This window comes from Klebsiella sp. JB_Kp031, from assembly GCF_040064295.1.
In the GTDB taxonomy this organism is placed as follows: Bacteria; Pseudomonadota; Gammaproteobacteria; order Enterobacterales; family Enterobacteriaceae; genus Klebsiella; species Klebsiella quasipneumoniae.
This window is the reverse complement of record NZ_JBEAJW010000042.1, coordinates 252,040-278,843: the sequence shown is the minus strand read 5'-3', so window position 1 is coordinate 278,843 and position 26,804 is coordinate 252,040. Positions and strand designations below refer to the sequence as shown.

Annotated in this window: 25 protein-coding genes, 1 tRNA gene and 1 pseudogene; 12 read left to right on the top strand and 15 right to left on the bottom strand. The window is 56.5% G+C overall.

Annotated features, from left to right (window positions below):
- Positions 1-15: 15 nt before the first annotated feature.
- The 3 genes from ABLV64_RS24305 to ABLV64_RS24295 are packed head-to-tail and all read right to left on the bottom strand — an operon-like array spanning position 16 to position 3,658.
- The gene (locus tag ABLV64_RS24305; protein WP_064178128.1) at positions 16-1,044 is read right to left on the bottom strand and encodes an ABC transporter ATP-binding protein; all 1,029 of its coding nucleotides are present in this window, start codon (positions 1,042-1,044) and stop codon (positions 16-18) included.
- Position 1,045: 1 nt separating this feature from the next.
- Positions 1,046-2,620 carry an iron ABC transporter permease gene (locus ABLV64_RS24300; RefSeq protein ID WP_181961087.1) on the bottom strand — a complete coding sequence of 525 codons (1,575 nt, stop codon included), beginning with the start codon at positions 2,618-2,620 and terminating at the stop codon, positions 1,046-1,048.
- Between the two features lie 21 nt (positions 2,621-2,641).
- Positions 2,642-3,658 carry an iron ABC transporter substrate-binding protein gene (locus ABLV64_RS24295; RefSeq protein WP_348843075.1) on the bottom strand — a complete coding sequence of 339 codons (1,017 nt, stop codon included), beginning with the start codon at positions 3,656-3,658 and terminating at the stop codon, positions 2,642-2,644.
- Positions 3,659-4,058: 400 nt separating this feature from the next.
- On the opposite strand from ABLV64_RS24295, the pseudogene ABLV64_RS24290 reads away from it, so the two are divergent.
- Together ABLV64_RS24290 and ABLV64_RS24285 are read left to right on the top strand one after the other, a co-directional pair.
- Positions 4,059-4,673 (top strand): annotated as a pseudogene (locus tag ABLV64_RS24290) (CSS-motif domain-containing protein); the annotation flags it as partial.
- A 93-nt stretch (positions 4,674-4,766) separates the two neighbouring features.
- On the top strand, positions 4,767-5,594 hold the full coding sequence (locus ABLV64_RS24285) for a cyclic diguanylate phosphodiesterase (protein WP_170923573.1): 828 nt from the start codon (positions 4,767-4,769) through the stop codon (positions 5,592-5,594).
- Between the two features lie 43 nt (positions 5,595-5,637).
- Here ABLV64_RS24285 and ABLV64_RS24280 read toward each other — a convergent pair whose 3' ends face one another.
- The 4 genes from ABLV64_RS24280 to ABLV64_RS24265 all read right to left on the bottom strand — a co-directional run bounded on the left by ABLV64_RS24280 (position 5,638) and on the right by ABLV64_RS24265 (position 10,631).
- Positions 5,638-5,979: an STAS domain-containing protein gene (locus ABLV64_RS24280; RefSeq protein WP_348843076.1), complete on the bottom strand. Its 342-nt coding sequence runs from the start codon at positions 5,977-5,979 to the stop codon at positions 5,638-5,640.
- 64 nt (positions 5,980-6,043) lie between these two features.
- Entirely contained in the window at positions 6,044-8,470 is a 2,427-nt protein-coding gene (locus ABLV64_RS24275) for a glycogen/starch/alpha-glucan phosphorylase (protein WP_094309340.1), read from the bottom strand.
- 301 nt (positions 8,471-8,771) lie between these two features.
- Positions 8,772-8,859: transfer RNA gene (locus tag ABLV64_RS24270), tRNA-Ser, on the bottom strand.
- Positions 8,860-8,978: 119 nt separating this feature from the next.
- The gene (locus ABLV64_RS24265; RefSeq protein ID WP_023317871.1) at positions 8,979-10,631 is read right to left on the bottom strand and encodes an ABC transporter substrate-binding protein; all 1,653 of its coding nucleotides are present in this window, start codon (positions 10,629-10,631) and stop codon (positions 8,979-8,981) included.
- 268 nt (positions 10,632-10,899) lie between these two features.
- On the opposite strand from ABLV64_RS24265, the gene yccA reads away from it, so the two are divergent.
- Positions 10,900-11,559, top strand: a complete 660-nt coding sequence (yccA, locus tag ABLV64_RS24260; protein ID WP_002898458.1) for an FtsH protease modulator YccA — start codon at positions 10,900-10,902, stop codon at positions 11,557-11,559.
- Positions 11,560-11,646: 87 nt separating this feature from the next.
- A complete protein-coding gene (gene tusE / locus ABLV64_RS24255) occupies positions 11,647-11,976 on the top strand; it encodes a sulfurtransferase TusE (RefSeq protein WP_004201447.1) in 330 nt (109 codons plus the stop codon).
- On the opposite strand, the gene yccX is transcribed toward tusE, so the two are convergent.
- From yccX to ABLV64_RS24240, 3 genes are read right to left on the bottom strand one after another with little or no spacing between them, the layout of a single operon-like run.
- Positions 11,973-12,254, bottom strand: a complete 282-nt coding sequence (gene yccX, locus ABLV64_RS24250; protein ID WP_004201446.1) for an acylphosphatase — start codon at positions 12,252-12,254, stop codon at positions 11,973-11,975. The genes tusE and yccX overlap by 4 nt on opposite strands.
- Positions 12,255-12,302: 48 nt before the next feature.
- Entirely contained in the window at positions 12,303-13,091 is a 789-nt protein-coding gene (locus tag ABLV64_RS24245) for an AraC family transcriptional regulator (RefSeq protein ID WP_062914555.1), read from the bottom strand.
- A gap of 17 nt (positions 13,092-13,108) precedes the next feature.
- Positions 13,109-13,663: a YbhB/YbcL family Raf kinase inhibitor-like protein gene (locus tag ABLV64_RS24240; protein WP_060656400.1), complete on the bottom strand. Its 555-nt coding sequence runs from the start codon at positions 13,661-13,663 to the stop codon at positions 13,109-13,111.
- Positions 13,664-13,853: 190 nt separating this feature from the next.
- Here ABLV64_RS24240 and rlmI point away from each other — a divergent pair, with 190 nt between their 5' ends.
- The gene (rlmI, locus tag ABLV64_RS24235) at positions 13,854-15,056 is read left to right on the top strand and encodes a 23S rRNA (cytosine(1962)-C(5))-methyltransferase RlmI (RefSeq protein WP_017899465.1); all 1,203 of its coding nucleotides are present in this window, start codon (positions 13,854-13,856) and stop codon (positions 15,054-15,056) included.
- Positions 15,057-15,115: 59 nt separating this feature from the next.
- On the top strand, positions 15,116-15,433 hold the full coding sequence (gene hspQ / locus ABLV64_RS24230; RefSeq protein WP_002898441.1) for a heat shock protein HspQ: 318 nt from the start codon (positions 15,116-15,118) through the stop codon (positions 15,431-15,433).
- A gap of 28 nt (positions 15,434-15,461) precedes the next feature.
- On the opposite strand, the gene ABLV64_RS24225 is transcribed toward hspQ, so the two are convergent.
- A complete protein-coding gene (locus ABLV64_RS24225; protein ID WP_004201441.1) occupies positions 15,462-15,875 on the bottom strand; it encodes a CoA-binding protein in 414 nt (137 codons plus the stop codon).
- 154 nt (positions 15,876-16,029) lie between these two features.
- Between ABLV64_RS24225 and mgsA the strand changes: the two genes are divergently transcribed.
- On the top strand, positions 16,030-16,488 hold the full coding sequence (gene mgsA / locus ABLV64_RS24220) for a methylglyoxal synthase (RefSeq protein WP_004201439.1): 459 nt from the start codon (positions 16,030-16,032) through the stop codon (positions 16,486-16,488).
- Positions 16,489-16,499: 11 nt separating this feature from the next.
- On the opposite strand, the gene helD is transcribed toward mgsA, so the two are convergent.
- Positions 16,500-18,554 (bottom strand): DNA helicase IV, encoded by a 2,055-nt coding sequence (gene helD, locus ABLV64_RS24215; protein ID WP_348843077.1) that lies wholly within the window; start codon positions 18,552-18,554, stop codon positions 16,500-16,502.
- Between the two features lie 124 nt (positions 18,555-18,678).
- Here helD and ABLV64_RS24210 point away from each other — a divergent pair, with 124 nt between their 5' ends.
- Both ABLV64_RS24210 and yccS read left to right on the top strand, forming a co-directional pair.
- A complete protein-coding gene (locus tag ABLV64_RS24210) occupies positions 18,679-19,125 on the top strand; it encodes a YccF domain-containing protein (protein ID WP_004201437.1) in 447 nt (148 codons plus the stop codon).
- Positions 19,126-19,142: 17 nt separating this feature from the next.
- On the top strand, positions 19,143-21,278 hold the full coding sequence (gene yccS / locus ABLV64_RS24205) for a YccS family putative transporter (RefSeq protein ID WP_288464923.1): 2,136 nt from the start codon (positions 19,143-19,145) through the stop codon (positions 21,276-21,278).
- Positions 21,279-21,288: 10 nt separating this feature from the next.
- On the opposite strand, the gene ABLV64_RS24200 is transcribed toward yccS, so the two are convergent.
- Together ABLV64_RS24200 and ABLV64_RS24195 are read right to left on the bottom strand one after the other, a co-directional pair.
- Entirely contained in the window at positions 21,289-21,885 is a 597-nt protein-coding gene (locus tag ABLV64_RS24200; RefSeq protein WP_108433010.1) for a TfoX/Sxy family DNA transformation protein, read from the bottom strand.
- A gap of 17 nt (positions 21,886-21,902) precedes the next feature.
- Positions 21,903-22,208 carry a hypothetical protein gene (locus ABLV64_RS24195; protein ID WP_164877678.1) on the bottom strand — a complete coding sequence of 102 codons (306 nt, stop codon included), beginning with the start codon at positions 22,206-22,208 and terminating at the stop codon, positions 21,903-21,905.
- 25 nt (positions 22,209-22,233) lie between these two features.
- On the opposite strand from ABLV64_RS24195, the gene sulA reads away from it, so the two are divergent.
- Both sulA and ompA read left to right on the top strand, forming a co-directional pair.
- A complete protein-coding gene (gene sulA, locus ABLV64_RS24190) occupies positions 22,234-22,743 on the top strand; it encodes an SOS-induced cell division inhibitor SulA (RefSeq protein ID WP_017899460.1) in 510 nt (169 codons plus the stop codon).
- Positions 22,744-23,095: 352 nt separating this feature from the next.
- The gene (gene ompA / locus ABLV64_RS24185; protein ID WP_002898408.1) at positions 23,096-24,166 is read left to right on the top strand and encodes a porin OmpA; all 1,071 of its coding nucleotides are present in this window, start codon (positions 23,096-23,098) and stop codon (positions 24,164-24,166) included.
- 174 nt (positions 24,167-24,340) lie between these two features.
- Here the strand turns inward: ompA and matP are convergent, their stop codons facing one another.
- Positions 24,341-24,793 (bottom strand): macrodomain Ter protein MatP, encoded by a 453-nt coding sequence (matP, locus tag ABLV64_RS24180; RefSeq protein ID WP_002898404.1) that lies wholly within the window; start codon positions 24,791-24,793, stop codon positions 24,341-24,343.
- Between the two features lie 185 nt (positions 24,794-24,978).
- On the opposite strand from matP, the gene ABLV64_RS24175 reads away from it, so the two are divergent.
- The gene (locus ABLV64_RS24175) at positions 24,979-26,736 is read left to right on the top strand and encodes a Lon protease family protein (protein ID WP_017899459.1); all 1,758 of its coding nucleotides are present in this window, start codon (positions 24,979-24,981) and stop codon (positions 26,734-26,736) included.
- Positions 26,737-26,804: the final 68 nt, after the last annotated feature.

Here is a 26,804-nt window from a genome sequence, read left to right as displayed (position 1 = left end):
GCGCCTGCTCAGAGATTAGCCGCTGAACACGCGCGCCTTGCCGCTGACCGTCAGTCGCACCGTCGCGCCGGGCTGCCACGCCGGCTGGCTTACGGTTCGCAGGACAATCGGCCGATCGTGCCCGGACATCGACAGCGTCAGCGTGGAGAGCTGGCCGGAGAAATCAACATCGCGGATGGTGGCGGTACTTTCCTGTGGTCCGCTCACGCTGACGCTCAGTTGCTCCGGACGCAACATCACCTTACCTTCACCAGCAGGATGCGCTGCGTCTGTCGCCAGGTCGCCCAGCGCGCAGCTGGCCCGCCCGGGGCTCAGCCGTGCGGGGAGGATCAGGGCATCGCCGAGAAACAGCGCCGTCTCTTCGTCCACCGGCTGCGAGTAAACCGTCAGCGGGGTACCCACCTGGGCGAAACGTCCCTGGCGCATCACCGCCACCTGTGTGGCGAACGACAGCGCTTCGGTCTGGTCATGAGTCACCAGAATCGAGGCGATGCCGGTCTCCGCCAGCAGATCGGCGGTCGCTTTGCGTGTGCTGGCGCGCAGTCCGGTGTCCAGGGCAGAAAAGGGCTCATCGAGCAGCATCAGCGCCGGCTGCTGGGCCAGGGCGCGAGCCAGGGCCACACGCTGCTGCTGGCCGCCGGAGATCTCATGCGGCCAGTGGCGCGCCAGGCTATGGTCAAGGGCGACCATCTCCATCAGCGAGCCCACCCGGCGACGTTTTTCCTCGCGGCTGGCGTCCAGCCCCCAGGCGATATTATCCGCGACATTGAGGTGAGGAAATAGCGCCCCCTCCTGCGGAACGTAGCCGATCCGTCGCTGGTGGGCAGGAACAAACACGCCCTCGGCAAACAGAGGCGCGCCGTGCATCACGATGCGTCCGCTGTCGGGCGTTTCGAAACCGGCAAGGATGCGCAGCAGCGTGGTTTTTCCCGAACCCGACGGACCCACAATTGCCGTCCGGCTACCCGGAGCCACCTGAAGATGAATATTATCGAGGACCTGCGCATCGGCGAAGGATTTCGAAACAGAAGACAATTCCAGCATGTTACAACCCTGCCATTTTTTTCGACTGCATATAGAGAACCGCCGTCAGCGGCAGCGAAATGATGATCATCAACAGCGCGTAGGGCGCCGCCGCCACGTAGTCGATCTCGCTGGTTAACGCCCAGAAGCCGGTCGACAACGTGCGGGTGCCTAACGGCGAGAGCAGCAGCGTGGCGGTAAGCTCATTGCTGACGCCAAGGAACACCAGCGCGGCGCTGGCGGCCGCCCCCGGGGCGGCAAGTCGCATGGTGATACTCCACAGGGCGCGGGCCGGGCTGCGTCCGAGACTGCGGGCGACGTTTTCCAGCTCCACCGGCGCCTGGGCGATACCGGCGCGCAGGTTAATCAGCGCCCGCGGCATAAACATTAACAAATAGGCCAGAAACAGCGTCACTTCGGTCTGGTACACCGGACGGGCATAGTGGATGGTGACGGTGACCAGCGCCAGCGCGGTCACAATGCCGGGCAGCGAGCTGGTGATGTAATTACACCCCTCCAGCAGGCGGAACAGCGGACGCGGATAGCGCACGCCGAGCCAGGCGATGGGGATCGCGCAGACCGTCGTCAGCAGCGCCCCGCCCGCCCCCAGCAACAGAGTCTGGCGCAGGGAATGCCACAGATCGGCATGTAGCCAGTTATCGATACCGCCCAGCCACAGCCAGCGCCCCAGGACCAGCAACGGCACCCCCATCGCCAGCAGCACCAGCAGCAGAAGCAGCAGCTGCGCGCCGAAGGCGGCCCCTTTACCCAGCACCAGGCGCTTCTGCTCGCGCGCCGCCCCGGCGCCGATACGCGCATAGCGCGCTTTACCACGCGAAGCGCTCTCCAGCAGCAGGATCGCCAGACAGCACAGAGCCAGCACGCCCGCCAGCATATTGGCGGCCGGACCGCTGAAGGTCGACTGGAACTGATCGTAAATGGCGGTAGTGAAAGTATCGAAGCGGATCATCACATACAGACCATATTCCGCCAGCAGATGCAGGGCCACCAGCAGCGCACCGCCGCAGACGGCCAGCCGCAGCTGCGGAAGCACCACCCGGAAAAACACTTTCCACGGCGGCGTGCCCAGCGACGCGGCGACATCCTCAAGGGTGGGATCGAGTCGGCGCAGCACGGCCGCCACCGGCATATAGATAAACGGATAGTAGGCCAGCACCGAGAGAAACACCCCAGCGCCCAGGCCATGCAGCGAGGGCACAGCGCTGATCCAGGCGTAGCTCTGGACAAAGGCCGGAATGGCCAGCGGGGCCACCGCCAGCGCCGACCACAGCTGCCGCCCGGCAAGCGCGGTACGTTCCGTCAGCCAGGCCAGCGTCACGCCAAGCACAATGCTGATGGGGACAGTCAGCACCGTCAGCCACAGGGTATTGCTGAGCAGTTCGCCTACCCGCGGGCGAAAGACCAGCGCTTTGATTGTCGGCCAGCCGGTATCGAATCCGACCGCCACCACAAACCCTAACGGCAACAGCGCCAGCAATGAAAACAGGAGCGCTAAGGCAACCATCGGAAATGCAGGACGCCTGCGCTCAGGCAGGCGTCCTGTTTTCTTTCCGAGCGACAGACTCAGAACAGACATAGCAACATCACTTCCTCAGGATCAGAGCAGGCCAGCCTGCGTCATCAGTTCAATGACCTTTTTACTGTTCAGCGAGGAAGGTTCCACCTTCGGGGCATCCAGATCTTTCAGCGGGGTCAGTTTCGGGTTAGAGGCCGCGTCTACCCCCACCGCATATTCGAAGGCGTTATTGGTGCGCAGCGCATCCTGTCCCTGCTTACCGGTGATCCATTTAATAAAGGCCTGCGCCTGTGCTTTATGTTTGCTGGAGGCCAGCACGCCGCCGCCGGAAATGCTGACGAAGGCCCCCGGATCCTGGTGTTTGAAGTAATACAGTTGGGTATTTTTGCTGTTCTCGCCGGTTTTTGACTGGTCAACGAAGCGATAGTAATGGTAGATCACTCCGCCGTCGATCTGCCCGGCGTTGACCGCTTTCATCACCGTGCTGTTGCCTTTATAGGCGACAAAGTTGGTTTTCATCGCCTTCAGCCAGTCGAGGGTCGCCCGCTCACCCTTCAGCGCCAGCATCGCGCTGACGATAGCCTGGAAATCAGCCCCCGATGGCGAAGCCGCCCAGCGGCCCTTCCACTCCGGTTTTGCCAGATCCATCAGCGAGTGCGGCAGCTGCGCCTCGCTGATTTTTGCCGGGTTATAGACGAACACAGTGCTACGCGCGGCGATGCCAATCCAGCGACCGTGCTGAGGGCGATATTGTGCCGGAACCTGCTGCAGGGTGGCCGCATCCAGCGGGGCAAAAAGTTTGGCGTTATCAACCAGCACCATCGACGGTGAGTTCTCGGTCAGAAACACATCGGCTGGCGACGCGGCGCCTTCCTGAACCAGCTGATTACCCAGCTCGCTGTCATCGCCATTGCGCAGCGTGACTTTAATACCGGTCTCTTTCGTAAATCCATCCACCCACGACTTCACCAGATTTTCGTGTTGGGCGTTGTAGACCACAATCCCGTCCTGACCGTCAGCCGCCATCCCCTGCGGCGCCAGAAACAGAGAAGCGGCAACCAGCGCTGCCGTACAGAGGGGCGATAAGCGAGATTTCATGAACGCATCCTTAATGAACCAGGGAAATTAATGGTAAATAGCCTGAGCGGAGAGGATTAAATCACAGCAAAAAAAGAATGATAATGAAAACAATTATCATAAACTTAAAAAAGCAAAAAATAGCGCAAGCACGCCACTACGGACTGGAAAATGCTAATAACCAGCCGGCCCAGAAAAATATATTAAGAAAACATTAATTTTTTATTTTTATTACCGGCAGAAGAAGTACATAGCGTCAACGCGATATAACCGGCCTTTGTCGGCAGGTATTGTGATAGCGATCATATTTTTATGATGCGCCGTCATCGCGGAAGTTATCTCCCTTCTACGATCATAGAAAAGCCTTTACTGCCAGAGAGATGGTTCACTTTATGCACAAACACCATTGCATGCCCAACAAATGAAAGAGATAAAGCGACGAAACGCATGGATTGCCTTTTCCCTGGCGCTGGTGGTATTTCTGGCTGGCGTGTTCGTTATCAACTGGCAACTGTGGCATTCCGATCAGGCCTCGCATGTCGCCACCGCCCGTCAGGCGGCAAAGAAAATCGCCGTTATTCTGGATGAGGCCCGCGCAGCAACGATGACGGCGATGAACGTTAGCCGCCGCGGTTGCTCCGTGCAGGGCCAGTTTCAGCTCGGGACCGAGGCCGCCCTGCAGCCGCATCTGCGCACGATCGTGCTGGTAAAAGATGGCAAGGTGTGGTGCTCGTCGCTGCCGGGCAATCGGGTACTGACGCTCCATCCTGAGTCTTTACCCGATGAGCCACTGCAGCTGCTGCCCGCCAGAATGATGGTGAATAAGCGGCCAGTGCTGATCTATCACACTCGTTCGGCGCAGGTAAGAGTCATTGTCAGCATCAGCGATATCCATTTGCGCGATGCCTTGTATAGCGATGAGGATAACGGCGGGCTGGCGCTTTTGGTTCACAATCAAATGATTGCCAGATATGGCGATGTGAAGCCACTCAACGCTGGTCCGAACCAGGATATTTTTAGCTCACCAGACTATCCATTTCATATTGCCTATCCTGAGTCGCCTTTTTTTAGCCCCGGCCGCTTATTTCATAATGGGTCCGGGCTGCTGATTTTTATTTTCTCTGTTTCGTTGCTGTTTTATTTTCTGTTGCGCAAATACCTCAATGTCTATACCTCAGAAGAGGAGAGGCTGCGCTACGCCATCGCTCAGGGCGCTATCGTTCCCTACTATCAACCGCTGGTGAACGGGAAAACCGGAGAGATCTATGGCGTGGAAATCCTCGCCCGCTGGCCAAACACCACGGCGCAGTGGCGTTCGCCCGCTGAATTTATTCCGCTGGCCGAGCGTACTGGGTTGATTATCCCACTCACTTGTAGCCTGATGGCGCAGGTCGCCGCCCAGATGAGGCCGATCTTCAGTAAGCTGCCGGACGGGTTTCATATCGGCGTCAATATCAGCGCATCACATATCAACGCTCCGTCGTTTATCGATGACTGCCTGCACTTTCAGCGCGGCTTTGAGGGCACAGCGGTGAAGCTGATGCTGGAGATCACCGAACAGGAGCCGCTGTTGCTCAACGAGGCGGTTGTCGACAAGCTCAACGCGTTACACTCCCGCGGGTTTTCCATCGCGCTGGACGACTTTGGCACCGGCTATTCCGGGCTTTCCTATCTGCATGAGCTGGTTTTCGACTATATCAAAATCGATCAGAGCTTTGTCGGCCGGGTGACTGACGAGGCGCCGTCAAGCAAACTGCTGGACTGCGTGATAGAGATGGCGCGGACGCTGTCACTGCGCATCATTGCCGAGGGCGTCGAAACTCAGGCTCAGCTAGAGTATCTCAATCGCCAGAATATTCATCTGTTGCAGGGCTACTTTTTCTGGAAGCCGATGCCCTACGTCGCGCTGGTGATGCTTCTGCTGAGCAAACCAAAGGCGCGGATTATCGAAGAATGAACGGGCGATCGATAATCCGCGGCCTTCCAGGCCTGCCTGAGCGTCATTTCGCAGTCAACAGGTTCAGTGCATCCTGACGAGTCTCTTTAATCGAAAAGACGCGATCCATGCGGGTGAGCTTGAACAGGTTTTGGATTGTCCCATTGACCGAGCAGAGCACCAGCTCTCCCTGCCCACTGACGCTCTTGAGAATGGATACCAGGGCACCCAGGCAGCTACTGTCGATGAAATCGACGTGGCTCAGGTCCAGCACCAGGTTTTTCGTCTGACCGTCAAGGGCCTCAAGAACCTGCTGCTTAAACGCTGATGCGACGGAAGCATCCAGCCGGTGAACCAGGGGGACAATGACCTTGACGCCCTGCTCAGTATGTAATTCAACGTTCATGTTCATCCTCAATGTTGGCTGATAACCGTCGACGCGTCCCTGCTCTGTTCGGCATGTGTTCTCTTTAGCACCTGATACCCCAAATATCCCTGGCGTAGCCGCGGATGGTTCGGTCGCTGGAAAATTCCCCCATCCGGCAAATATTGAGCAAGGCCCGGCGGTGCCACTGAGCCGGCTGTTCAAAATCGGCCATTGCCTGCCGTTGCACCAGACAATAACTGTCGAAATCCAGCAGATGGCAGTAATGATCGGCCCCTGTCAGCATCTGATGCAGCGGCGCAAACAGCTCGCGATCGGCTGAAAACAGCCCGGATACCAGGCTATCGACAACACGCGCGATAGCCGGGTTGTCATGATAGAACCCATGATGCCGCCCAAGGCGTCGGCTCTCTTCAATCTCTTCCGCCACCGCGCCAAACAGATAAAAATTCTCGCTCCCCACCGCCTCGCGGATTTCGATGTTCGCCCCATCATAGGTGCCAATAGTTAACGCCCCGTTCATGGCAAACTTCATATTGCTGGTGCCGGACGCCTCGGTGCCGGCGGTGGAAATTTGCTCAGAGAGATCCGTGGCGGGAATGATTTTTTCCGCCAGCGAGACTTTATAATCTTCGAGGAATACCACTTTAAGCTGCCCGGCAACCTGCGGGTCACTGTTAATTTTTCGGGCAACGGTATTAATCAACTGAATAATCAGCTTTGCCATCCGATAGCCTGGCGCCGCTTTACCCGCAAACAGATGCACCTTTGGCGCGATAGTACGCCCGTTCTCTTTGATATCCAGATACAGCGCGATCACGTGCAGAATATTGAGCAACTGGCGCTTGTATTCATGAATACGTTTGACCTGACAGTCAAACATCGCCAGCGGATCCAGCGCGATGCCGTAGCGTTGAGCCACCAGCTCGCTGAGTGCGGTTTTATTGGCAAATTTTATGGCCCGGATACGCTCAATCACGGCTGGCTCGCTGGCCAGATCTTCCAGGCGGGAAAGCAGGGGTAAATCAGTTGGCCACCCTTCCCCCAGTTGTTGCTGTAAAAATTCTGCCAGGCCCGGGTTAGCCTGCTGCACCCAACGACGCGGCGTGACACCGTTGGTCTGATTAATGAATTTCTCCGGGGTCATAAAATAGAAGTCGGGCACCAACTGTTTTTTGACCAGTTCCGAATGCAGCCACGCTACTCCGTTGACGCGGTGGCTACCGACAATGGCCAGATTAGCCATGCGAATTTGCTTATCGTGATGCTCGTCAATTAAAGACAGTGAAGATAACAGATGAGGTTTATCCGGCCAGCGCCGGGCTACTTCTTCAAGGAAACGATGGTTAATCTCAAAGATAATCTGCAAATGACGCGGCAGTAGTTTCTCAAACAACGACACCGGCCAGGTCTCCAGCGCTTCCGGCATCAGCGTATGATTGGTATAGGCGCAGGTATTTTGCGTTATCTCCCACGCCTGCTCCCATGGCAGTCGGTATTCATCGACCAGGATCCGCATCAGCTCCACCACCGCTAATGCCGGATGGGTGTCATTAAGCTGAATAGCCACATGCTGCGCTAGCAAAGTAATGTCGTCATTAACCTCGGCATAGTCACGAAAAATATCCCGTAGCGTACAGGCCACCAAAAAATACTCCTGCGTCAGACGCAGCTCTTTTCCGGTCAGGACCTCATCGGAAGGATAGAGTATTTTTGAAATATTCTCCGAGGCGATTTTCTCACTTACTGCCTTAATATAATCCCCGCGATTAAAAATATGGATATTAAAGGAGTCAGAGGCCACCGCGCTGTAAAGGCGCAGCGTGTTAGTTGATGTATCCCGGTAGCCGGAAACAAAATAATCATGGGGAATACCGATGATGGTTTTCCAACCGAGCCACATCGGATTGTAGTTGCCATCAATATCTTCGCTGTGCTCAATATACCCCCCCAGCGGGATCAGAATTTGCTGAGCGTGATGCTCCACCAGCCATGGGGAATGCATGGAGTGCCAGTCATCAGGATGCTCGACCTGCTGATCGTTTTGAAAGGACTGGCGAAAAAGCCCATATTCGTATTTGATGCCATGCCCGGATGCGGCAATATCAAGGGTAGCCATCGAGTCGATAAAGCAAGCGGCTAAACGGCCTAACCCGCCGTTACCCAGCGCGGCGTCAGGCTCCTCGTCAAGGATCAGTTCAAGATCAAACCCCAGGTCATTGACCACCTGGCGCATCTCATCCAGTAAATTCATATTCACCAGGTTATTACGCAGCGACTGGCCGAGTAAAAATTCCATCGACAGGTAGTAAACGCGCTTTTTTCGCTCTTCGCGCTGCCGCGCCTGGCTCGTCAGAAAATGGTCCTGCTGAAAATGACGAATGGCTAGCGCCACCGCGTTAAAAATATCGCCATTTGTCGCTTTATTTAAGTTAACACACAGCGTGTATTTTAATTTCTGTTCAACCAACGCCCGTAATGCTTTGATATCTTGCGGGTTAATGACAGGCATGCTGACCTCACTGGTCTCTGTTTCTGCGAAAGCACCATGGCAGGTAAATCATCGTTTTCCAAGTATAGACGAAGATATTTTGCACCAGGTATTTTATTCCTGAGCACCATTTCCGTTTATAATGTGAGACTGAATAATTAAAATAACAACAATTTGAAATGGATTAATCGTCACATTTTCACCAGCGATAACGCTGCAGGCAGGGTGGGTTTGCGCAATTGTGACGTGAAGATGACGCGCCGTCAGAAAGACCAGGGGAAAAGTAAAAAGGGGTTACCTTTCGGTAACCCCTTCTTTTATATGGCGGAAGCGCAGAGATTCGAACTCTGGAACCCTTTCGGGTCGCCGGTTTTCAAGACCGGTGCCTTCAACCGCTCGGCCACACTTCCGGTGTGAGGCGCACTATAAACACCTCGGCGGATGCTGTAAAGCACCATTTTGTTCAACTGCCTTAAAAACAAACAATTTTGTGTTATTCGTCTGAATTTCAGGCAGTTCGCGCAGAAAATCAGCGCCCGTCGCCGCTAGCGGATGGGTGTTTTTTAATGTACATGTCTTTGGTGTAGTAATACCCCAGCTTATCCGGCGTGAAGCCTCCCACCCAGGGTTTCACTAAATGGGTACGCACATAGTGATAGACCGGAATGGCGGGAACATCCTGCGCCAGCAGATCTTCCGCTTGTTGATAGTATTTGCCCCGGCTCGCCACATCGGAGGCTTTCGCCGCATTGCGCAGCGCCTCATCGTAAGCCGGGTTGCTGTACTGACTGGTGTTCTCGCTATCCCCGGTACGGAAAGTGTTGAGGAAGGTGGCAGCATCGTCGTAGTCGGCGGTCCAGGCATAGCGGACAGCGTCAAAGTTATGCGTATGCATGGTATCCAGCATCGTCTTCCACTCCTGGTTCTGCAGCTTCACCTCGACGCCGAGGTTTTTCTTCCACATAGAGCTGGCGGCGATGGCGATACGCTGGTGCGACTCATAGGTGTTATACAGCAGGGTAAAGACCAATGGGTGACTGTCATCATACCCCGCCTGCGCCAGCAGTTTTTTCGCCTCGGCAATCCGCTTCTCGCGCGGCCAGCTGGCGTAGTCCGGGTTGTGTAGCGTCACGCCGCCGATATCCGGCTGGCTGATCACCCAGGCCGGGCGCTGCCCCTGGCCAAGAACTTTTCCGGCAATGATATCTTTATCAAGCGCCATATTCAGCGCGCGACGCACGCGGGCGTCATTAAACGGCGGCCGGGTAGTATTGAATTCGTAGTAATAGGTCGCCAGCTGCGGCGAAACGTCCAGCTGGTCGCCCATGGTTTTCTGCAACTGCGCAAACTGATTGATCGGCACCGTATAAACAATATCGATCTCCCCCGCTTTGTAGCGGTTGACATCGGCAGCCTCCGAAGAGATGGGCAGGTAAGTCACTTTATTAATAACGGTGTGCGCATTATCCCAGTACTTCGCATTACGTTCAGCCACCAACCGCTCATTCACCACCCATTGGGTCAGCTTATACGGGCCGCTGGTGACGATATGCTCTGGGCGGGTCCATTTATCGGCAAAACGCTCCACCAGCACTTTGTCGATCGGTACCAGCGAAGGGTGCGCCAGCATCGCCAGGAAGGCGGCATTCGGCTGGTTCAGAGTGACCTGCAGCGTGGTGTCGTTCAGCGCTTTCACCCCCAGCGTCTCCGGTCCCTTTTGCCCCAGGGCAATTTCACGGGCGTTGGCGATATGCATATTGCCGGGATAGCTCGCATAGGGGGAGGCGGTGGTTGGCGAGACCAGCCGTTGCCAGCTCCAGACGATATCCTGCGCCGTGATGGCCGTGCCGTCGGACCAGGTCAGACCAGGGCGTAAATGGAAGGTCCATAACAGGTTGTCCTTGTTTTCCCAGCGTTCCGCCAGTCGGGGCTGGATCGCCCCCGCAGGCGTCACGCTGACCAGCCCTTCAAAGAGATCGCTAATGATGTTGAATTCAATGTCGCTCTCGACTTTATGCGGATCGAGTGAGGCAGGTTCACTGCCGTTATTTCTGACCAGTTCCTGCTTTTCTGCCAGCTGAGTCCCCGGCGGCACCTGCGCCGCCTGCGCCCCGCCGAACATTGCTATCATACTTACGGCCAGGAGCGTTCGCGTGATGTGATTGTTTTTATGTAATGTCATTTCCCTTTGCCTTTAACGTACGGAGTTATTCCCCCTTCCACACTTAGTCGCAGAATTTCAATAAAGCAATATTTTTCAGCAACCTATAAGATTTCGATCGGCTCACCGAAGCGAAACGCGAAAACATATCGCTTTTTCCAATCCACGTAGAATTTTATGCTAGTCAAACGCGGCAAAAACTAAGTAAAGATGGGTAAAAGCATTAGGGCTTCACGCTTGTTTTTCTTATTCTTTATCCCTAATTACATCTGTCATAAGAGAGTGACTCATGGATCGCATAATTACATCATCGCGTGACCGTTCCTCGCTGCTCAGCACGCACAAGGTTCTGCGTAACACTTACTTCCTGCTCAGCCTGACGCTGGCGTTTTCCGCCATCACCGCTACCGCCAGCACGGTGCTGATGTTGCCTTCCCCGGGGCTGATTTTGACCCTCGTGGGGATGTACGGTCTGATGTTCCTGACCTATAAAACGGCGAATAAGCCCACCGGGATTATTTCCGCCTTCGCCTTCACCGGCTTTCTCGGCTATATCCTTGGGCCGATGCTGAACGCGTACCTTTCTGCCGGCATGGGCGATTTAATCGGCCTGGCGCTGGGCGGTACGGCTCTGGTCTTCTTCTGCTGCTCGGCCTACGTGCTGACGACGCGCAAAGACATGTCTTTCCTCGGCGGGATGCTGATGGCCGGCGTCGTGGTGGTGCTGATTGGTATGGTCGCTAACCTGTTCCTGCAGCTGCCGGCGCTGCACCTGGCGATTAGCGCGGTGTTCATCCTGATCTCTTCGGGCGCCATCCTGTTCGAGACCAGCAACATCATCCGCGGTGGTGAAACCAACTACATTCGCGCCACGGTCAGCCTGTATGTCTCGCTGTACAACATCTTTGTCAGCCTGCTGAGCATCCTGGGCTTCGCCAGCCGGGACTAACCGCTCCCCTGCTACCAGAGGCCTCGCTTATGCGGGGCCTTTTTTTTTGCTACACTGCGGCCAATTTCAGGCGGTATGTGAAAAATTATGTTTATTTTTGAAGGCAACGAAATTGAGACGGATAGCGAAGGCTATCTGAAGGATACTACCCAGTGGAGCGAGGCGATGGCCGACGTTATCGCCGCACAGGAAGGGATAACGCTCGCCGTTGAGCACTGGGAAGTGGTGCGCTTTGTGCGCGAGTTTTACCTTGAATTCAACACATCACCGGCGATCCGCATGCTGGTCAAGGCGATGGCCAACAAGTTTGGTGAAGAGAAAGGCAACAGCCGCTATCTCTATCGCCTGTTCCCGAAAGGCCCCGCCAAACAGGCGACCAAAATCGCCGGGCTGCCGAAGCCGGTGAAGTGCATCTAATAGAGGATCGCGAATTTGTCCCAGCTGCGGGTGGGTTGATGGGGTTCAGTCAACACCCGGTCAACCCGCGCGCTGCGCGGCCCGCCGGCTTTCAGCCAGGCGATGAGTTTCTCCACCTGCTCCGCCTCGCCGCAGGCAAGGACTTCTACGCCGCCGTCGTCCAGATTACGGGCATAGCCGGTCAACCCCAGCTGCAGCGCTTCCCGCTGCGTGGAATAGCGAAACCCTACGCCCTGAACGGAACCGTATACCCATGCCATGGTGCAGATACTGGCCATTAACCTCTCCTTTTGACTTACCCTTTACGCTGAGGATAGCAAATTCGCTCAGCGTACGTGCTTTGGTAGTAAACCATAGTGCTGGCGAAAGCGCGCGGTAAAGCGCGATCCCGACTGATATCCGCTGTTCTGCGCGATTTCGCCTATTGGCCGCGAGGTGGTCTGCAGCTGTCCCAGGGCGTGGGCCATCCGCACCTCCTCGACGATCTGGCGAAAACTCTGCGATTCCTGCTGCAGACGACGGCGCAGCGTGGACTCTCCGAGAAAGAGCATTTTCGCCACCCGCGACACGCTCCATGCCTGCGCCGGCGATAGCATGACCAGCTGCCGAACCTGCGCCGACAGATCCTGCTGCCGCTCGACGAGCAGCGGGCCGGCATACCCCGCCTCGTGGAGCGCCAGCAGCAGGCCCATGGTCTGGTGCTGCTGCAAAGCAGTGGATAATCCTTCCCGCACCGTCTGCAGAACGCTTTGCCACATAAAAGCCAGCTCACTGGTCACCGGGGCGCAGAGCGAAGTCAGACGCCCCGGTGGTTTTTCGCTGAGATAGCGGGTCTTAAACGCCGTCAGCAGCTCAGGCGTCAGCGACAGCAGATCGGAGCAAAAGAGGCCGTTGTCCGGCTGGTTAATCACTTCCAGCTCAACGTCAGACGGCAACACAATCAGCTGTTGCGGTGTCGCCAGCACACGGCTCTCCCCTTGCACAATCACTTTGCTGCCGCGTTTCACCCGACAGAGCGCCGGGGAAAACAGACGCACGCGGTGCAGCCTGCACAGCCGTCGGGTGGTAATCTCCGCGGCGGTCAGGGCGTTATGCTGAAAATGGATACTCTCCATCAGACCGACCTTTTGTTTTAGCGCCCGGCCGTCGCCGTCAATTGCGCTCTGGCGAGAGCATGGCTGTGTAACAGATACCCGACCAGCGCCCCGCTGGCCTCGGCATTCACCGGCAGCGTGGGGACATCCAGCGCCCACACCGTAAAACGGTAGCGGTGCGGTTTATCTCCCGCCGGCGGGCAGGCGCCGCCGAAGCCGGCATAGCCAAAATCATTGCGCCCCTGCACCGCTCCGTCCGGCAGTGTAGCGCTGTTTTTATCTCCCGCACCAGCGGGTAACGAAAAGACGCTGCTGGCGATATTGACCACCGTCCAGTGCCACCAGCCGCTGCCGGTAGGCGCATCAGGATCCCGGACGGTGACCGCGAAGCTGCGCGTCCCCGCTGGGGCATTTTTCCATGCCAGCTGCGGAGAGACATTGCCTCCGGTACAGCCGAAACCGGCAAACCAGTGCTGCTGGGCCAGCGCTTGCCCGTCATGCATATCATCGCTGCTTACGCTAAACGGCGCTGCCATCGCGCCACTGCTCACTGCCGCGACCATCGCCACGGTCATCCGCATTCCTGTTTTCATCGTCTTCTCCTCCTGGGGGTGAGAAGACAGGGTATGACAGTCCATGCACGGTGAATGTGCCGATGCGCCTGCGTTTTGTGCCGAAACGCTCACCTGCGCCTGCCGGAGGAAAGATGCTTGCGTGCGCCAGGTGTGCTAATCTACGCGCCATTTTTCGGTGCCGACATTCCCGTTGCTTAAAGGTAGCTCCATGACAGATTCCCTATTCCCCCGCTTAGTGTTAGCCAAAGGACGCGAGAAATCCCTGCTGCGTCGCCATCCGTGGATTTTCTCCGGCGGCGTCGCCCGTATGGAAGGTAAAGCCCGCAGCGGTGAAACCATCGATATCGTTGACCATCAGGGAAAATGGCTGGCCCGCGGCGCTTACTCGCCCTCGTCACAGATCCGTGCCCGCGTGTGGACATTCGACCGCAACGAAGCCATCGATAACGCCTTCTTTGAACGCCGCCTGCAGCAAGCGCAAACCTGGCGTGCCTGGCTGGCCGAGCGCGATGGCCTCGACAGCTACCGTCTGATCGCCGGCGAGTCTGATGGGCTGCCGGGCGTGACGATCGACCGCTTTGGCAACTTTTTCGTGCTGCAGCTCCTCAGCGCAGGCGCCGAATACCAGCGCGCCGCCATTATCAGCGCCCTGCAGACCCTGTTCCCGGACTGCGCCATTTACGACCGCAGCGATGTCGCGGTGCGTAAAAAAGAGGGTCTGGAGCTGGCCCAGGGGCCGGTGGTGGGAGAACTGCCGCCAGCGCTGCTGCCGATTACCGAGCACGGTATGAAGCTGTTGGTTGATATTCAGGGCGGGCACAAAACCGGCTACTACCTCGACCAGCGCGACAGTCGCCTGGCGACCCGTCGCTACGTGGCGGACAAACGGGTGTTGAACTGCTTCTCCTACACCGGCGGCTTTGCGGTGTCGGCGCTGATGGGCGGCTGCCGCAAGGTCACCAGCGTGGATACCTCGCAGGAGGCGCTCGACGTTGCGCGCCAGAACGTGGAGCTCAACGGACTGGATCTGTCCAAAGCGGAGTTTGTGCGCGACGACGTATTCAAACTGCTGCGTAAGTACCGGGATCAGGGAGAGAAATTCGACGTCATCGTGATGGATCCGCCGAAGTTCGTGGAAAACAAAAGCCAGTTGATGGGTGCATGCCGCGGCTATAAAGACATCAATATGCTGGCGATCCAGCTGCTGAACCCCGGCGGCGTGCTGCTGACCTTCTCCTGTTCCGGCCTGATGACCACCGATTTATTTCAGAAAATCATCGCAGATGCCGCAATTGATGCCGGGCGTGATGTACAATTTATAGAACAGTTCCGTCAGGCTGCCGACCACCCGGTGATCGCAACCTACCCGGAAGGGCTGTATCTGAAGGGGTTTGCCTGTCGCGTCATGTAACTTGAAAAACGAAACATGAGCCTCATATAGGGAGTATTCATGTTTCCCAGGAGGTGCCTATGATAGCCAGCAAATTCGGTATCGGCCAACAGGTCCGCCATACGCTCTTGGGCTACCTGGGCGTCATCGTCGATGTCGATCCCGAGTACTCGCTCGCGGAGCCGGAAGAGGATGAAATTGCCGCCAATGACGAACTGCGTGCGGCGCCCTGGTACCATGTAGTGATGGAAGATGATGACGGTCAGCCGATCCACACCTATCTGGCAGAAGCGCAGCTGAGCAGCGAAACCCGCGACGAACACCCGGAACAGCCGTCCCTTGACGAGCTGGCCAAAACGATTCGCCAGCAGCTGCAGGCTCCGCGCCTTCGCAACTAAACAAAACCCCGCCTGGCGGGGTTTTTTGTTATTTTGCTAATCCCAGTCTCGGCAGCTCTATGGCCGGGCAGCGATCCATCACCACGTTTAACCCGGCTTCTCTGGCCAGCACTGCGGCCTGCTCATTGATCACTCCCAGCTGCAGCCACAGCGTTTTCGCGCCGATAGCAATCGCCTCCTGCGCCACGCCCCATGCCGCTTCTGAATTACGGAAGACATCAACCATGTCGACCTTTTCCGGAACATCGGCAAGCGTTCCATATCCCTGCTGCCCCAGCAGCGTCTTGCCCGCCACCTTCGGCGAAACCGGGATAACGTGATACCCCTGATCCAGCAGATACTTCATGACCCGGTAGCTCGGACGGTCAGGTTTGTCGCTGGCTCCGACCAGCGCAATCGTCCGTGTCGAGGTCAGGATGTCAGCAATATCATTCTCTTTCATGGTTTCCTCCTGCTATTTCACCTAAGTGTATGCTAATCCGCAGCAGGGGGCCATCCAGGCTAACCCACAGATCCAGCAAAATTTTCATCCGCGATGCTTGCAGCGACAGCCACATTCAGTAATCTGTCAACAGGTCAAAATGTGGAATGAAAATATGGAACTGACAACACGTACCCTGCCCGCGCAAAAACATATCGCGCTGGTGGCTCACGATCACTGCAAAGATATGCTGATGAAATGGGTTGCTCGCCATCAGGCGCTGCTGGCGCAACATGTTTTGTACGCCACCGGCACTACCGGCAACCTGGTCTCCCGGGCTACCGGGCTGGAGGTCAATGCCATGCTGAGCGGCCCGATGGGCGGCGACCAGCAGGTGGGCGCCCTCATTTCAGAAGGCAAAATCGACGTACTGATCTTCTTCTGGGATCCGCTGAACGCGGTTCCTCACGACCCGGATGTCAAAGCCTTGCTGCGCCTGGCTACGGTCTGGAACATTCCGGTCGCCACTAACGTCTCCACCGCTGACTTTATTATCCAGTCGCCGCACTTCGCTCAACCGCTCGATATTCTGATCCCGGATTATCCACGCTATCTTGCCGAGCGCCTGAAATAATCGAGCCGCGATTACGGCTTCCTGGCCACAGGCACATCCAGCGCCTGCAGGATCTCAACAAACGGCGACGGTTGCGCCTTGTTAAATAACAGCCACACCCGGTGACGGGCGCGGGTTATGGCCACGTACAGCAGTCGACGCTCCTCCGCATCCGGAAAATCTTCCGGCTGCGGCAGGAGCGCCTCCTCGATGATCGACTCGCGCGCCGGGGCCGGAAACGCATCCACGCCCTCCTGCAGTCCCAGCACAATGACATAGTCGGCCTGCTGACCTTTGCTGGCATGAATGGTCATAAAATCAAGCTGCAGGTGCGGCCAACGCGTCGCCGCCTTATCGAGCGCCTCGGGCTTAAGATGGTGATAGCGGGCAAGCAGCAGGATCCGCTGCTCGGGCTTAACGTAACCGCTCAGCTTATCCAGAAGATCGTCCAGCTTATCGTCGGCTAACAGCGTGACGGCCTTTTTATCTCCCGCCGTCAGGCTATTCAGCGGTTTGCTTAACTGATGCGGATTCTGCTGGATAAAACCATTGGCTATTTCGCCGATTCGCCCGTTAAAGCGATAGGTGGTATCCAGCGCACAGCAGTCCCCTTCGCCAAAGTAGTGGTTGAACGCGGTGGTCAGGGAGAGCTGCGCCCCGCTGAACCGATAAATCGCCTGCCAGTCATCGCCAACGGCAAAGAGCGTAGTTTGGCTATTTTGCCGGCGTAGCGCGGCCAGCAGCGAGGCTCGCTGCGGCGAAATATCCTGAAATTCATCCACCAGAATGTGTTTCCACGGGCTGACAAAGCGGCCTTTATCGAGAATATTGACCGCCTGATGGATCAGGCCGGAAAAATCGACCGCATTTTCCGCCTTCAGCGCCGCCTTCCACTCTTTCAGCAGGGGCGACATCAGCTTCACCCGTTTACTGAACAGATCGCGTACCGTTTCCGGCGCGCCGGCGATCATCTCCGCCTGGGAGCCGCCGTGCATGCGCATCAGGCTGATCCAGCGGTCAAGCCGGCTGGCCATCCGCCGCTGCACTTTTTTATCCTGCCAGAAGTCCCCCTCCGGCAGTTGCCAGCCCATCTCCTCTTCCAGCCACAGACGCCAGCCTTTCGCCTGCGCTTTTTTCTCATGGCACTGCTTTTGCCAGCTTTTCAGCAGCAATGCGTGACGGGCCGCAGTATCACTTTCCAGCTTACTGATGGTGGGCACTTTTTTGCTGCCCTGCTGGATAATATGCAGCGCCAGCGAGTGGAAGGTGCGGGCGGTAATATCGTCTGAAGCCAGACGCTCGCGGATCCGCTCATCCATCTCCTGCGCCGCCTGGCGGCCGAACGCCAGCAGCAGTATTTGCTCTGCCGCCGCTTCTCCCCGCGCCAGCAGCCAGCCCGCTCGCGCCACCAGCACCGAAGTTTTACCACTGCCCGCTCCCGCCAGCACCAGCAGGGAGCGCTCGCCGTTCACCACCGCCCGCGCCTGCGACGGGGTGAGCGGGGAGGATTCCACGCCGTCAAAAAAGCCGCGATACTGCTCCAGCATCGCCTCGGTAAAGGCCTGGTTATGGGCCTGACGCGCCGCTTCAATATCCCCTAACCAGCGCTGACACTCCCGCCACAGTTCCCGGCAGTTATCAAAGGCGTCAAGCCGGCTGGTGGGCATCGGCAGCCCGGTTAACGCATGGCGAATATTATCCTGAACGTCCGCTACCTGCTGACGCGTCAGCCACTTACCTTCTGCCCGGGTGCGTTCGATGGCTGCCAGCTGCTGCTTCAGCACCCCGGCGGCGATATCGCTCATTTCCGTGCTCCACTGCTGCCAGAGCGTATGCAAATGGTGATAAAAGCGCTGCGTTTCGCTCCATTCGGTACCGTGCAAACGCACGACTTTATCGTCCGGCAACACAAACTCCAGTTCGCCCCAGACCAGACCGCGCTTACAATGCACTGACAATAACTGATTGAAAGGGATAAGATACTCATGACGATCGCCGGAAACCTTTACCCCGGCGTTCAGTAACTGCACCCTGTCATAAGGATGCTGAGCCATGCGTTTGCCCAATGTTGTCGCTTTAAGTTCCATATAATGTCGATTTTCAATCAGGGTGGATTGTTTTTCAGTTTAACCGCCCCGGACCAGGTGCTCCAGCGCAAAAAAACGTTACAATTGTCAGGTCTTCTTATCCACAGGGCAAAACCGAGGGTTTATGCGTACCATTCTGAATATTCTGAACTTTATTCTTGGCGGTTTCGCCACCACTTTAGGCTGGCTGCTCGCCACCCTGGTCAGCATTATGCTGATCGTCACGCTGCCGCTGACTCGTTCCTGCTGGGAAATCACTCGCCTTTCGTTATTCCCCTACGGTAACGAGGCGATTCATGTTGATGAGCTCGAGCCTGGTCGACAAAACAGTCTGCTGAACGCCGGCGGCACCATCCTGAACATTTTGTGGTTTATTTTTTTCGGCTGGTGGTTGTGCCTGATGCATATTTTCAGCGGCATCGCCCAGTGCCTGACTATCATAGGCATCCCGGTGGGGATCGCTAATTTTAAAATCGCCGCCATCGCCCTCTGGCCAGTGGGGCGCCGGGTCGTCTCTGTGGAAACCGCGCGCGCCGCGCGTGAAGCCAATGCGCGTCGTCGCTTTCAGTAACCGAACGGAACACGGACATGATTAGCCCCCTGCTACGCCGCTACACCTGGAACAGCGCCTGGCTTTATAACGTACGCATTTTTATCGCGCTCTGCGGCACGACGCTGTTTCCCTGGTGGATCGGCGAAGTCAAACTGACCATCCCCCTCACCCTCGGCGTCGTGGCCGCGGCGCTGACCGACCTTGACGACCGTCTGGCGGGCCGTCTGCGCAACCTCGCCATTACTCTGGTTTGCTTTTTCATCGCCTCCGCCTCTGTGGAGCTGCTGTTTCCGTGGCCGCCGCTGTTTGCCCTTGGTCTGACCGTGTCTACGATCGGCTTTATTTTGCTCGGCGGCCTCGGCCAGCGCTATGCGACCATTGCCTTCGGCGCCCTGCTTATCGCCATCTACACCATGCTTGGCGTTACGCTGTACGATCACTGGTATCTGCAGCCGTTGTTCCTGCTGGCGGGTGCCGTGTGGTACAACCTGCTGACGCTGTCCGGCCACCTGATCTTTCCGATTCGTCCACTTCAGGACAACCTGGCGCGTAGCTATGAGCAACTGGCCCGCTATCTGGAGCTCAAATCACGGCTGTTTGATCCAGACCTTGAGGATGAGAGCCAGGCGCCGCTGTACGATCTGGCCCTCGCCAACGGCCAGTTGGTGGCGACCCTTAACCAAACCAAGGTTTCACTGTTGACCCGTCTACGAGGCGACCGTGGGCAGCGCGGTACTCGTCGCACGCTGCAGTATTACTTTGTGGCCCAGGATATTCATGAACGCGCCAGCTCATCGCATATCCAATATCAGACTCTGCGCGATCAATTCCGCTACAGCGATGTGATGTTCCGTTTCCAGCGCATGCTGTCGATGCAGGCGCAGGCCTGTCAGAAACTCTCGCGGGCGATTCTGCTACGCGAACCCTATCAGCATGATGCCCATTTCGAACGGGCGTTTATGCATCTCGATGCAGCACTCGAGCGCGTGCGCGCCGGCGGCGCATCCGACGAGCAGCTCAACGCCCTCGGCTATTTACTCAATAACCTGCGCGCCATTGATGCGCAACTGGCCACCATTGAATCGGTGCAAACCACGGCGCCCGCCGGGAGTAATACCGAGACGCTGCTGGCCGACGACAGGCTCGGCGGGCTGAACGATATCTGGCTGCGCCTGCAGCGCAATATGTCGCCAGAGTCAGCCCTCTTTCGCCACGCGGTGCGTATGTCGCTGGTGCTTTGCGCCGGCTACGCTTTTATCCAGTTTACCGGGCTTCAGCACGGCTACTGGATCCTGCTGACCAGCTTGTTCGTCTGTCAGCCGAACTATAACGCCACCCGCCATCGCCTGGCGTTGCGGATCATCGGCACCCTGGTCGGGGTGGCGATCGGCCTGCCGGTCCTCCTGCTGGTACCGTCGGTTGAAGGACAGCTGCTGCTGATCGTTCTCACCGGCGTGCTGTTCTTTGCCTTCCGTAACGTGCAGTACGCCCATGCCACGATGTTTATTACGCTGCTGGTGCTGCTGTGCTTTAACCTGCTTGGCGAAGGTTTTGAAGTCGCCCTGCCGCGCATCATTGATACGCTGATCGGCTGCGCCATCGCCTGGGCGGCGGTGAGCTTCATCTGGCCGGACTGGAAATTCCGCAACCTGCCACGGGTGTTGGATCGCGCGATGAACGCGAACTGCCGTTATCTGGATGCCATCCTGGAGCAGTACCACCAGGGCCGCGACAACCGGCTGGCCTACCGTGTCGCACGCCGTGACGCCTACAACCGCGATGCTGAGCTGGCATCCGTCGTCTCGAACTTGTCGACGGAACCACGGGCGGATGCCGCACAGCGCGAGACCGCCTTTCGCCTGCTGTGTCTCAATCATACCTTCACCAGCTACATCTCCGCCCTCGGCGCGCATCGGGAAAAACTGTCCACGCCGGACATCCTCGCCCTGCTGGATGATGCGGTCTGCTATGTGGATGATGCCTTACATCATACCCCAGCGGATGAACAGCGAGTGCAGAAGGCGTTGACCAGCCTGCAAAGCCGGATCCACCATCTGGAGCCGCGCGCGGACAGTAAAGAGCCCCTTGTGTTACAGCAGATTGGCCTGCTGCTGGCGCTGTTGCCTGAAATCTGCCGCCTGCAGCAGCGGGTACACGCTCAAACGGAATAACCGTTGTCCACTAGCGGGCAGCCGCCCATTCCAGAAGCTCCTGACGCCGTGGCGTCGGGAGCGCGGCGGCATGGACGCCAACGATAGCCCCCTCCAGCGCCAGCAAGACGTTGTGTGATAGGGAAGCATTGTTCTCACGCAGCTTTAGCCAGGCCTGGCGGGCGCCCACCTGCCGTAGTGCTAACACGTCTGGTATGCCCGAGTGAATCAGCTGCAATTCCATATGAAAGCTGATATTAGGTAAATCCTTCAGGCGTCCCGACGACCGGCGGCGACATTTTTCACGCTGGGCGCTCTGCCACGACATCAGCGATAAGCGGAAAAGCTGTTTCTCATCGCGCCACAAGGCATCGTCGATTTGATAATACTTTAGCGGCACGATGCGCCCATGTCGGCGCAGCATCAATAAAGGATTATGGTGTTCTACCCGATAGGCAGCGCTCTGCTCGCAGGCTTTCAGATAAATATTTCCCTCTGCCACCATCGCAAACACGGTATCTTCGATAGCCAGGCTGTAGCCGCCAAACAGGGGGCGAGAGTGAAGTTGACCCAGCGGTGAGACGCAGGCCTGAAATTGCGGGAGCCGCGGACATACAAGTTTTTTCATGATCATTCCTTTGTGAATCATGTAATTAAACTTAAGTTGTTAACGGATCCGCTAAGAGAAAACATAAGGGACTTCCCTGGCAGCAGCAAGATGATTTTTGCCTGCTTTTCCACCAGAGTGCGGTTTTGCGAGACGCTTTCAGAAAATTGCAGCTGTTGCTGCAACTGGAAGACAGGAGAGAAAGGATTAGCCGGTGTTAAGGATAGTGTTGAGGTCAGCCGCAAAGCCGGATAGTCAGGGTGGCTGAAAGTGATTAAATTTCCATCAGCAAAATGACAAATTGCGGTTGATCTTTTCCCCTGGTGGATATACTGTATATGCATACAGTAACTACAGGCGGGATAGACTATGTTTACTTCAGCTCACGCAAACCGTTCAGCACAGGCTTCTGCTCCGGCAGGCCACTACGCTCATCGTTCTGGCGAACAGGCCGCCAATGGGCTGATCAGTGAAATTGTCTATCGTGAAGATCAACCCATGATGACACAGTTGTTGTTGCTACCTTTATTACAGCAGCTGGGTCAACAGTCTCGCTGGCAGCTGTGGCTTACGCCGCAACAAAAGCTTAGCCGCGAGTGGGTTCAGTCTGCCGGTCTGCCGCTGTCTAAAGTCATGCAAATTAGCCAGCTCTCTCCTTGCCATACCGTAGACTCTATGATCCGCGCCCTGCGCACCGGTAATTATAGTGTGGTTATCTGCTGGCTGGCGGAAGAGTTAACCGCTGACGAACATGAGCGTCTGGTCAATGCCGCCCAGGAAGGCTGCGCGATGGGGTTCATCATGCGCCCGGTCCGAAATCAGGGCACGCTCGGCAGACAACTCAGCGGGCTAAAAATTCACTCAAATTTGTATCATTGAGTGAAATTAGGATTATTCCTGGAATTTTTTTTACCGGTGGTAAAGGCGTTGTGTTTTTTAGGGTCTTTTTCGCGGAATGCCTGCCACACGGGGATTTGTGCCTTTTTTTCGTGTACGAAAATCAACCATATTTGTTAAATATTGTGTACACAACCCTTTTTTTTCATATGCCTGACAGAGTTCACACTTGTAAGTTTTGAACTAAGTTGTAGACTTTACATCGCCAGGGGTGATCGGCTTACGCTGCATGTATCAGCATAGTTAACAACAAGTCACGCCCCCGGTGAAGGATTTAACCGTGAGGTCTTTTGTAACTTCATGGCGAATTTTGGATGATAATGAGGCGCAAAAAATGAAAAAGACAGCTATCGCGATTGCAGTGGCACTGGCTGGCTTCGCTACCGTAGCGCAGGCCGCTCCGAAAGATAACACCTGGTATGCAGGTGGTAAACTGGGTTGGTCCCAGTATCACGACACCGGTTTCTACGGTAACGGTTTCCAGAACAACAATGGTCCGACCCGTAACGATCAGCTTGGTGCTGGTGCGTTCGGTGGTTACCAGGTTAACCCGTACCTCGGTTTCGAAATGGGTTATGACTGGCTGGGCCGTATGGCATATAAAGGCAGCGTTGATAACGGTGCTTTCAAAGCTCAGGGCGTTCAGCTGACCGCTAAACTGGGTTACCCGATCACTGACGATCTGGATATCTACACCCGTCTGGGCGGCATGGTTTGGCGCGCTGACTCCAAAGGCAACTACGCTTCCACCGGCGTTTCCCGTAGCGAACACGACACTGGCGTTTCCCCAGTATTTGCTGGCGGCGTAGAGTGGGCTGTTACTCGTGACATCGCTACCCGTCTGGAATACCAGTGGGTTAACAACATCGGCGACGCTGGCACTGTTGGTACCCGTCCTGATAACGGCATGCTGAGCCTGGGTGTTTCCTACCGTTTCGGTCAGGAAGATGCTGCACCGGTTGTAGCTCCGGCTCCGGCTCCGGCTCCGGAAGTGGCTACCAAGCACTTCACCCTGAAGTCTGACGTACTGTTCAACTTCAACAAAGCGACCCTGAAACCGGAAGGTCAGCAGGCTCTGGATCAGCTGTACACCCAGCTGAGCAACATGGATCCGAAAGACGGTTCCGCTGTTGTTCTGGGCTACACCGACCGCATCGGTTCCGAAGCTTACAACCAGCAGCTGTCTGAGAAACGTGCTCAGTCCGTTGTTGACTACCTGGTTGCTAAAGGCATCCCGGCTGGCAAAATCTCCGCTCGTGGCATGGGTGAATCCAACCCGGTTACTGGCAACACCTGTGACAACGTGAAAGCTCGCGCTGCCCTGATCGATTGCCTGGCTCCGGATCGTCGTGTAGAGATCGAAGTTAAAGGCTACAAAGAAGTTGTAACTCAGCCTGCGGCTTAAGTTATCACTGATGAAAAAACCCGCTTCGGCGGGTTTTTTTATGCCTTCTCGCTCGCTTTAGCGGCTGAAGCTGATAGCTGATAGCTGATAGCTGAAGACCGTGAGCGATGGATTGTGCATTGTCGACCGTGCGCTGCGACCTGCGCCTTAGCAACCGCTAATCGGGCATGCCGGTTACTCTTTACCCAGCAGTACCTGCAGATCGTGCTTCAGGCTCGACATTTTACTGGCATATTTCTCTTTATGCTCAGCATCCTCAATCAGCTGGACAATGGTTTCGGACAAGGTTTTCCCCCGCCGCTGCGCCAGACCGGCAAGGCGCTGCCAGACGACAAACTCAAGGTCGATTGACTTCTTGCGCGTATGCTGATGCTCGGCGTTAAAATGGCGTTTCCGTCGCGCGCGGATAGTCTGCTTCATGCGGTTCATCAGCGCCGGATTCATATGCTGCTCAATCCAGGCATGCACCAGCACAGGTTCATTCTCGAGCGTCAGCAAGTCATCTACCGCAGCTTGCGCAGCGCTGGCCTCAATGTAGCGGGTAATCAGCTCACCTTCCCGGTGCTTCTTTACCAGATATTTCCATTTCCAGCCGCTTTCAAGATTTTCCAGTTGTTGATATTTCATTGCGATCTCAATGTGACCGTGTAACTCATTTCAGGATATCAGTTTTTTCCTGATGTGCTGAATATAAATCATTATTCGTGATGTGGATGGCCGGGTAATCATCGGGGTACTCATAATCCTCCGTGTGCTCTGACGCGGCATCAGGTATAATTGCGCGCTTTACATCTAACTAAAAAACAGCGACTTTGACCATTACGAAACTGACCCGAACCGACCTTGCGCCTGATCTGGAACCTTACCAGGCGCTGTTTGCTCAAGCGGAACTCTCTCATCCGGCCCCCTCCCTCTCGGGCGATCTGCAGCCGCGTTTGTTCTATGCGCTTGAGCAGCTGCTGTGCACCCCGGCAGTCTCCTCCTTCATGCTGGTGAAAGCCCCTGAGGAGCCGGAATATCTGCAATGGCTGGCGGCTGAAACTCGTACGCTGCACGAACCTGCCGCACCGCTTCACGGAGTCCGCTATGAGGTTAACGGCGCTCACGTGACGCTCGCGCCGGCGCAACGCGCTGAAGATAATTTTGCCAGTACCGCTCCGGTCGTGGCGGCCGATTGGCTGGAGGCAGAACAGCTGTTTGGCTGCGTACGCCAGTTTAACGGTGAAATCACACTTCAGCCTGGCCTGGTCCATCAGGCCAACGGCGGCGTGCTGGTGCTTTCACTACGCACACTACTGGCACAACCGCTACTGTGGGTGCGCCTGAAAAATATGGTGACCCGTCAACGCTTTGACTGGCTCTCCATCGATGAATCACGGCCGCTGCCGGTCAGCATCCCTTCCATGCCGCTGAGCCTGAAAGTCATGCTGGTGGGCGAACGCGAATCTCTGGCCGATTTTCAGGAAATGGAGCCAGAGCTCTCTGCCCAGGCCATCTATAGTGAGTATGAAGACACCCTGCAGTTTGCAGACGCCGATACGCTGAAGGCCTGGTGCCAGTGGGTATGGCAGAATGCACAGCAGCTGGAACTACCGGGCCCGGCGAGCGATGCCTGGCCACTGCTGATCGATGAAGGGACGCGCTACACCGGCGACCAGGAGACCCTGCCGCTCAGCCCGCTATGGATAGCCCGCCAGCTGCGTGAGTCTGCCGCCTTCTGCGAAGGCGAAGAGATTACCGGCGAAGCGATGCAGACGATGCTGGCGCGCCGTGAGTGGCGTGAGGGCTACCTGGCGGAGCGTATGCAGGAGGAAATCCTGCAGGAACAGATCCTGATTGAAACCGAAGGCGAATGCGTCGGGCAGATTAACGCCCTCTCGGTCATTGAATTCCCCGGTCATCCACGCGCCTTCGGCGAACCTTCGCGCATCAGCTGCGTCGTGCACATTGGCGACGGCGAGTTTATCGACGTCGAGCGTAAAGCCGAGCTGGGCGGCAACATTCATGCGAAAGGCATGATGATCATGCAGGCTTTTCTGATGTCCGAGCTGGAGCTGGAGCAACAACTCCCCTTCTCCGCTTCGCTGACCTTTGAGCAGTCCTACAGTGAAGTGGATGGCGACAGCGCCTCCATGGCTGAACTCTGCGCCTTAATCAGCGCTCTGGCCAACGTGCCGATTAATCAAAGCATCGCGATCACCGGCTCTGTCGACCAGTTTGGTCGTGTGCAGCCGGTCGGCGGTCTGAACGAGAAAATTGAAGGCTTCTTCACTATTTGCCAGCAGCGCGGTTTAACCGGCAAACAGGGAGTGATTATCCCTGCCGCCAACGTTCGTCATCTCAGCCTGAGCCACGAACTACGTCAGGCCGTTGCCGACAACCAGTTTGCTATCTGGGCAATAGACGATATTAGCGAAGCGCTGCCGATGTTGACCCAGCTGATGTGGGACGGTGAAGGACAGACGCTGCGACAAACCATTCAGGAGCGGATAGCGCAGGCGACCCAGCAGGAGACTCGCCATCGTTTTCCGTGGCCGCTACGCTGGTTAGGTGGGACAAGTTCTAACTGATCGGACTTGTTCAGCTTACACGTGTTAGCTATCCTGCGTCCCGAACTTAAAATAAGGCTTACTGAAAA

Excerpts from the sequence above, each read along its gene's own strand:
- rlmI (WP_017899465.1), top strand. The coding sequence starts at position 13,854 with ATGACAGATTCCCTATTCCCCCGCTTAGTGTTAGCCAAAGGACGCGAG.
- ABLV64_RS24265 (WP_023317871.1), bottom strand. The coding sequence starts at position 10,631 with ATGACATTACATAAAAACAATCACATCACGCGAACGCTCCTGGCCGTA.
- mgsA (WP_004201439.1), top strand. The coding sequence starts at position 16,030 with ATGGAACTGACAACACGTACCCTGCCCGCGCAAAAACATATCGCGCTG.
- yccA (WP_002898458.1), top strand. The coding sequence starts at position 10,900 with ATGGATCGCATAATTACATCATCGCGTGACCGTTCCTCGCTGCTCAGC.
- hspQ (WP_002898441.1), top strand. The coding sequence starts at position 15,116 with ATGATAGCCAGCAAATTCGGTATCGGCCAACAGGTCCGCCATACGCTC.
- yccX (WP_004201446.1), bottom strand. The coding sequence starts at position 12,254 with ATGGCCAGTATCTGCACCATGGCATGGGTATACGGTTCCGTTCAGGGC.
- helD (WP_348843077.1), bottom strand. The coding sequence starts at position 18,554 with ATGGAACTTAAAGCGACAACATTGGGCAAACGCATGGCTCAGCATCCT.
- sulA (WP_017899460.1), top strand. The coding sequence starts at position 22,234 with ATGTTTACTTCAGCTCACGCAAACCGTTCAGCACAGGCTTCTGCTCCG.
- ABLV64_RS24305 (WP_064178128.1), bottom strand. The coding sequence starts at position 1,044 with ATGCTGGAATTGTCTTCTGTTTCGAAATCCTTCGCCGATGCGCAGGTC.
- ABLV64_RS24280 (WP_348843076.1), bottom strand. The coding sequence starts at position 5,979 with ATGAACGTTGAATTACATACTGAGCAGGGCGTCAAGGTCATTGTCCCC.
- tusE (WP_004201447.1), top strand. The coding sequence starts at position 11,647 with ATGTTTATTTTTGAAGGCAACGAAATTGAGACGGATAGCGAAGGCTAT.
- ABLV64_RS24225 (WP_004201441.1), bottom strand. The coding sequence starts at position 15,875 with ATGAAAGAGAATGATATTGCTGACATCCTGACCTCGACACGGACGATT.
- ABLV64_RS24275 (WP_094309340.1), bottom strand. The coding sequence starts at position 8,470 with ATGCCTGTCATTAACCCGCAAGATATCAAAGCATTACGGGCGTTGGTT.
- ABLV64_RS24200 (WP_108433010.1), bottom strand. The coding sequence starts at position 21,885 with ATGAAAAAACTTGTATGTCCGCGGCTCCCGCAATTTCAGGCCTGCGTC.
- matP (WP_002898404.1), bottom strand. The coding sequence starts at position 24,793 with ATGAAATATCAACAACTGGAAAATCTTGAAAGCGGCTGGAAATGGAAA.
- yccS (WP_288464923.1), top strand. The coding sequence starts at position 19,143 with ATGATTAGCCCCCTGCTACGCCGCTACACCTGGAACAGCGCCTGGCTT.
- ABLV64_RS24295 (WP_348843075.1), bottom strand. The coding sequence starts at position 3,658 with ATGAAATCTCGCTTATCGCCCCTCTGTACGGCAGCGCTGGTTGCCGCT.
- ABLV64_RS24195 (WP_164877678.1), bottom strand. The coding sequence starts at position 22,208 with ATGCATATACAGTATATCCACCAGGGGAAAAGATCAACCGCAATTTGT.
- ABLV64_RS24245 (WP_062914555.1), bottom strand. The coding sequence starts at position 13,091 with ATGGAGAGTATCCATTTTCAGCATAACGCCCTGACCGCCGCGGAGATT.
- ABLV64_RS24300 (WP_181961087.1), bottom strand. The coding sequence starts at position 2,620 with ATGTCTGTTCTGAGTCTGTCGCTCGGAAAGAAAACAGGACGCCTGCCT.
- ABLV64_RS24210 (WP_004201437.1), top strand. The coding sequence starts at position 18,679 with ATGCGTACCATTCTGAATATTCTGAACTTTATTCTTGGCGGTTTCGCC.
- ABLV64_RS24240 (WP_060656400.1), bottom strand. The coding sequence starts at position 13,663 with ATGAAAACAGGAATGCGGATGACCGTGGCGATGGTCGCGGCAGTGAGC.
- ompA (WP_002898408.1), top strand. The coding sequence starts at position 23,096 with ATGAAAAAGACAGCTATCGCGATTGCAGTGGCACTGGCTGGCTTCGCT.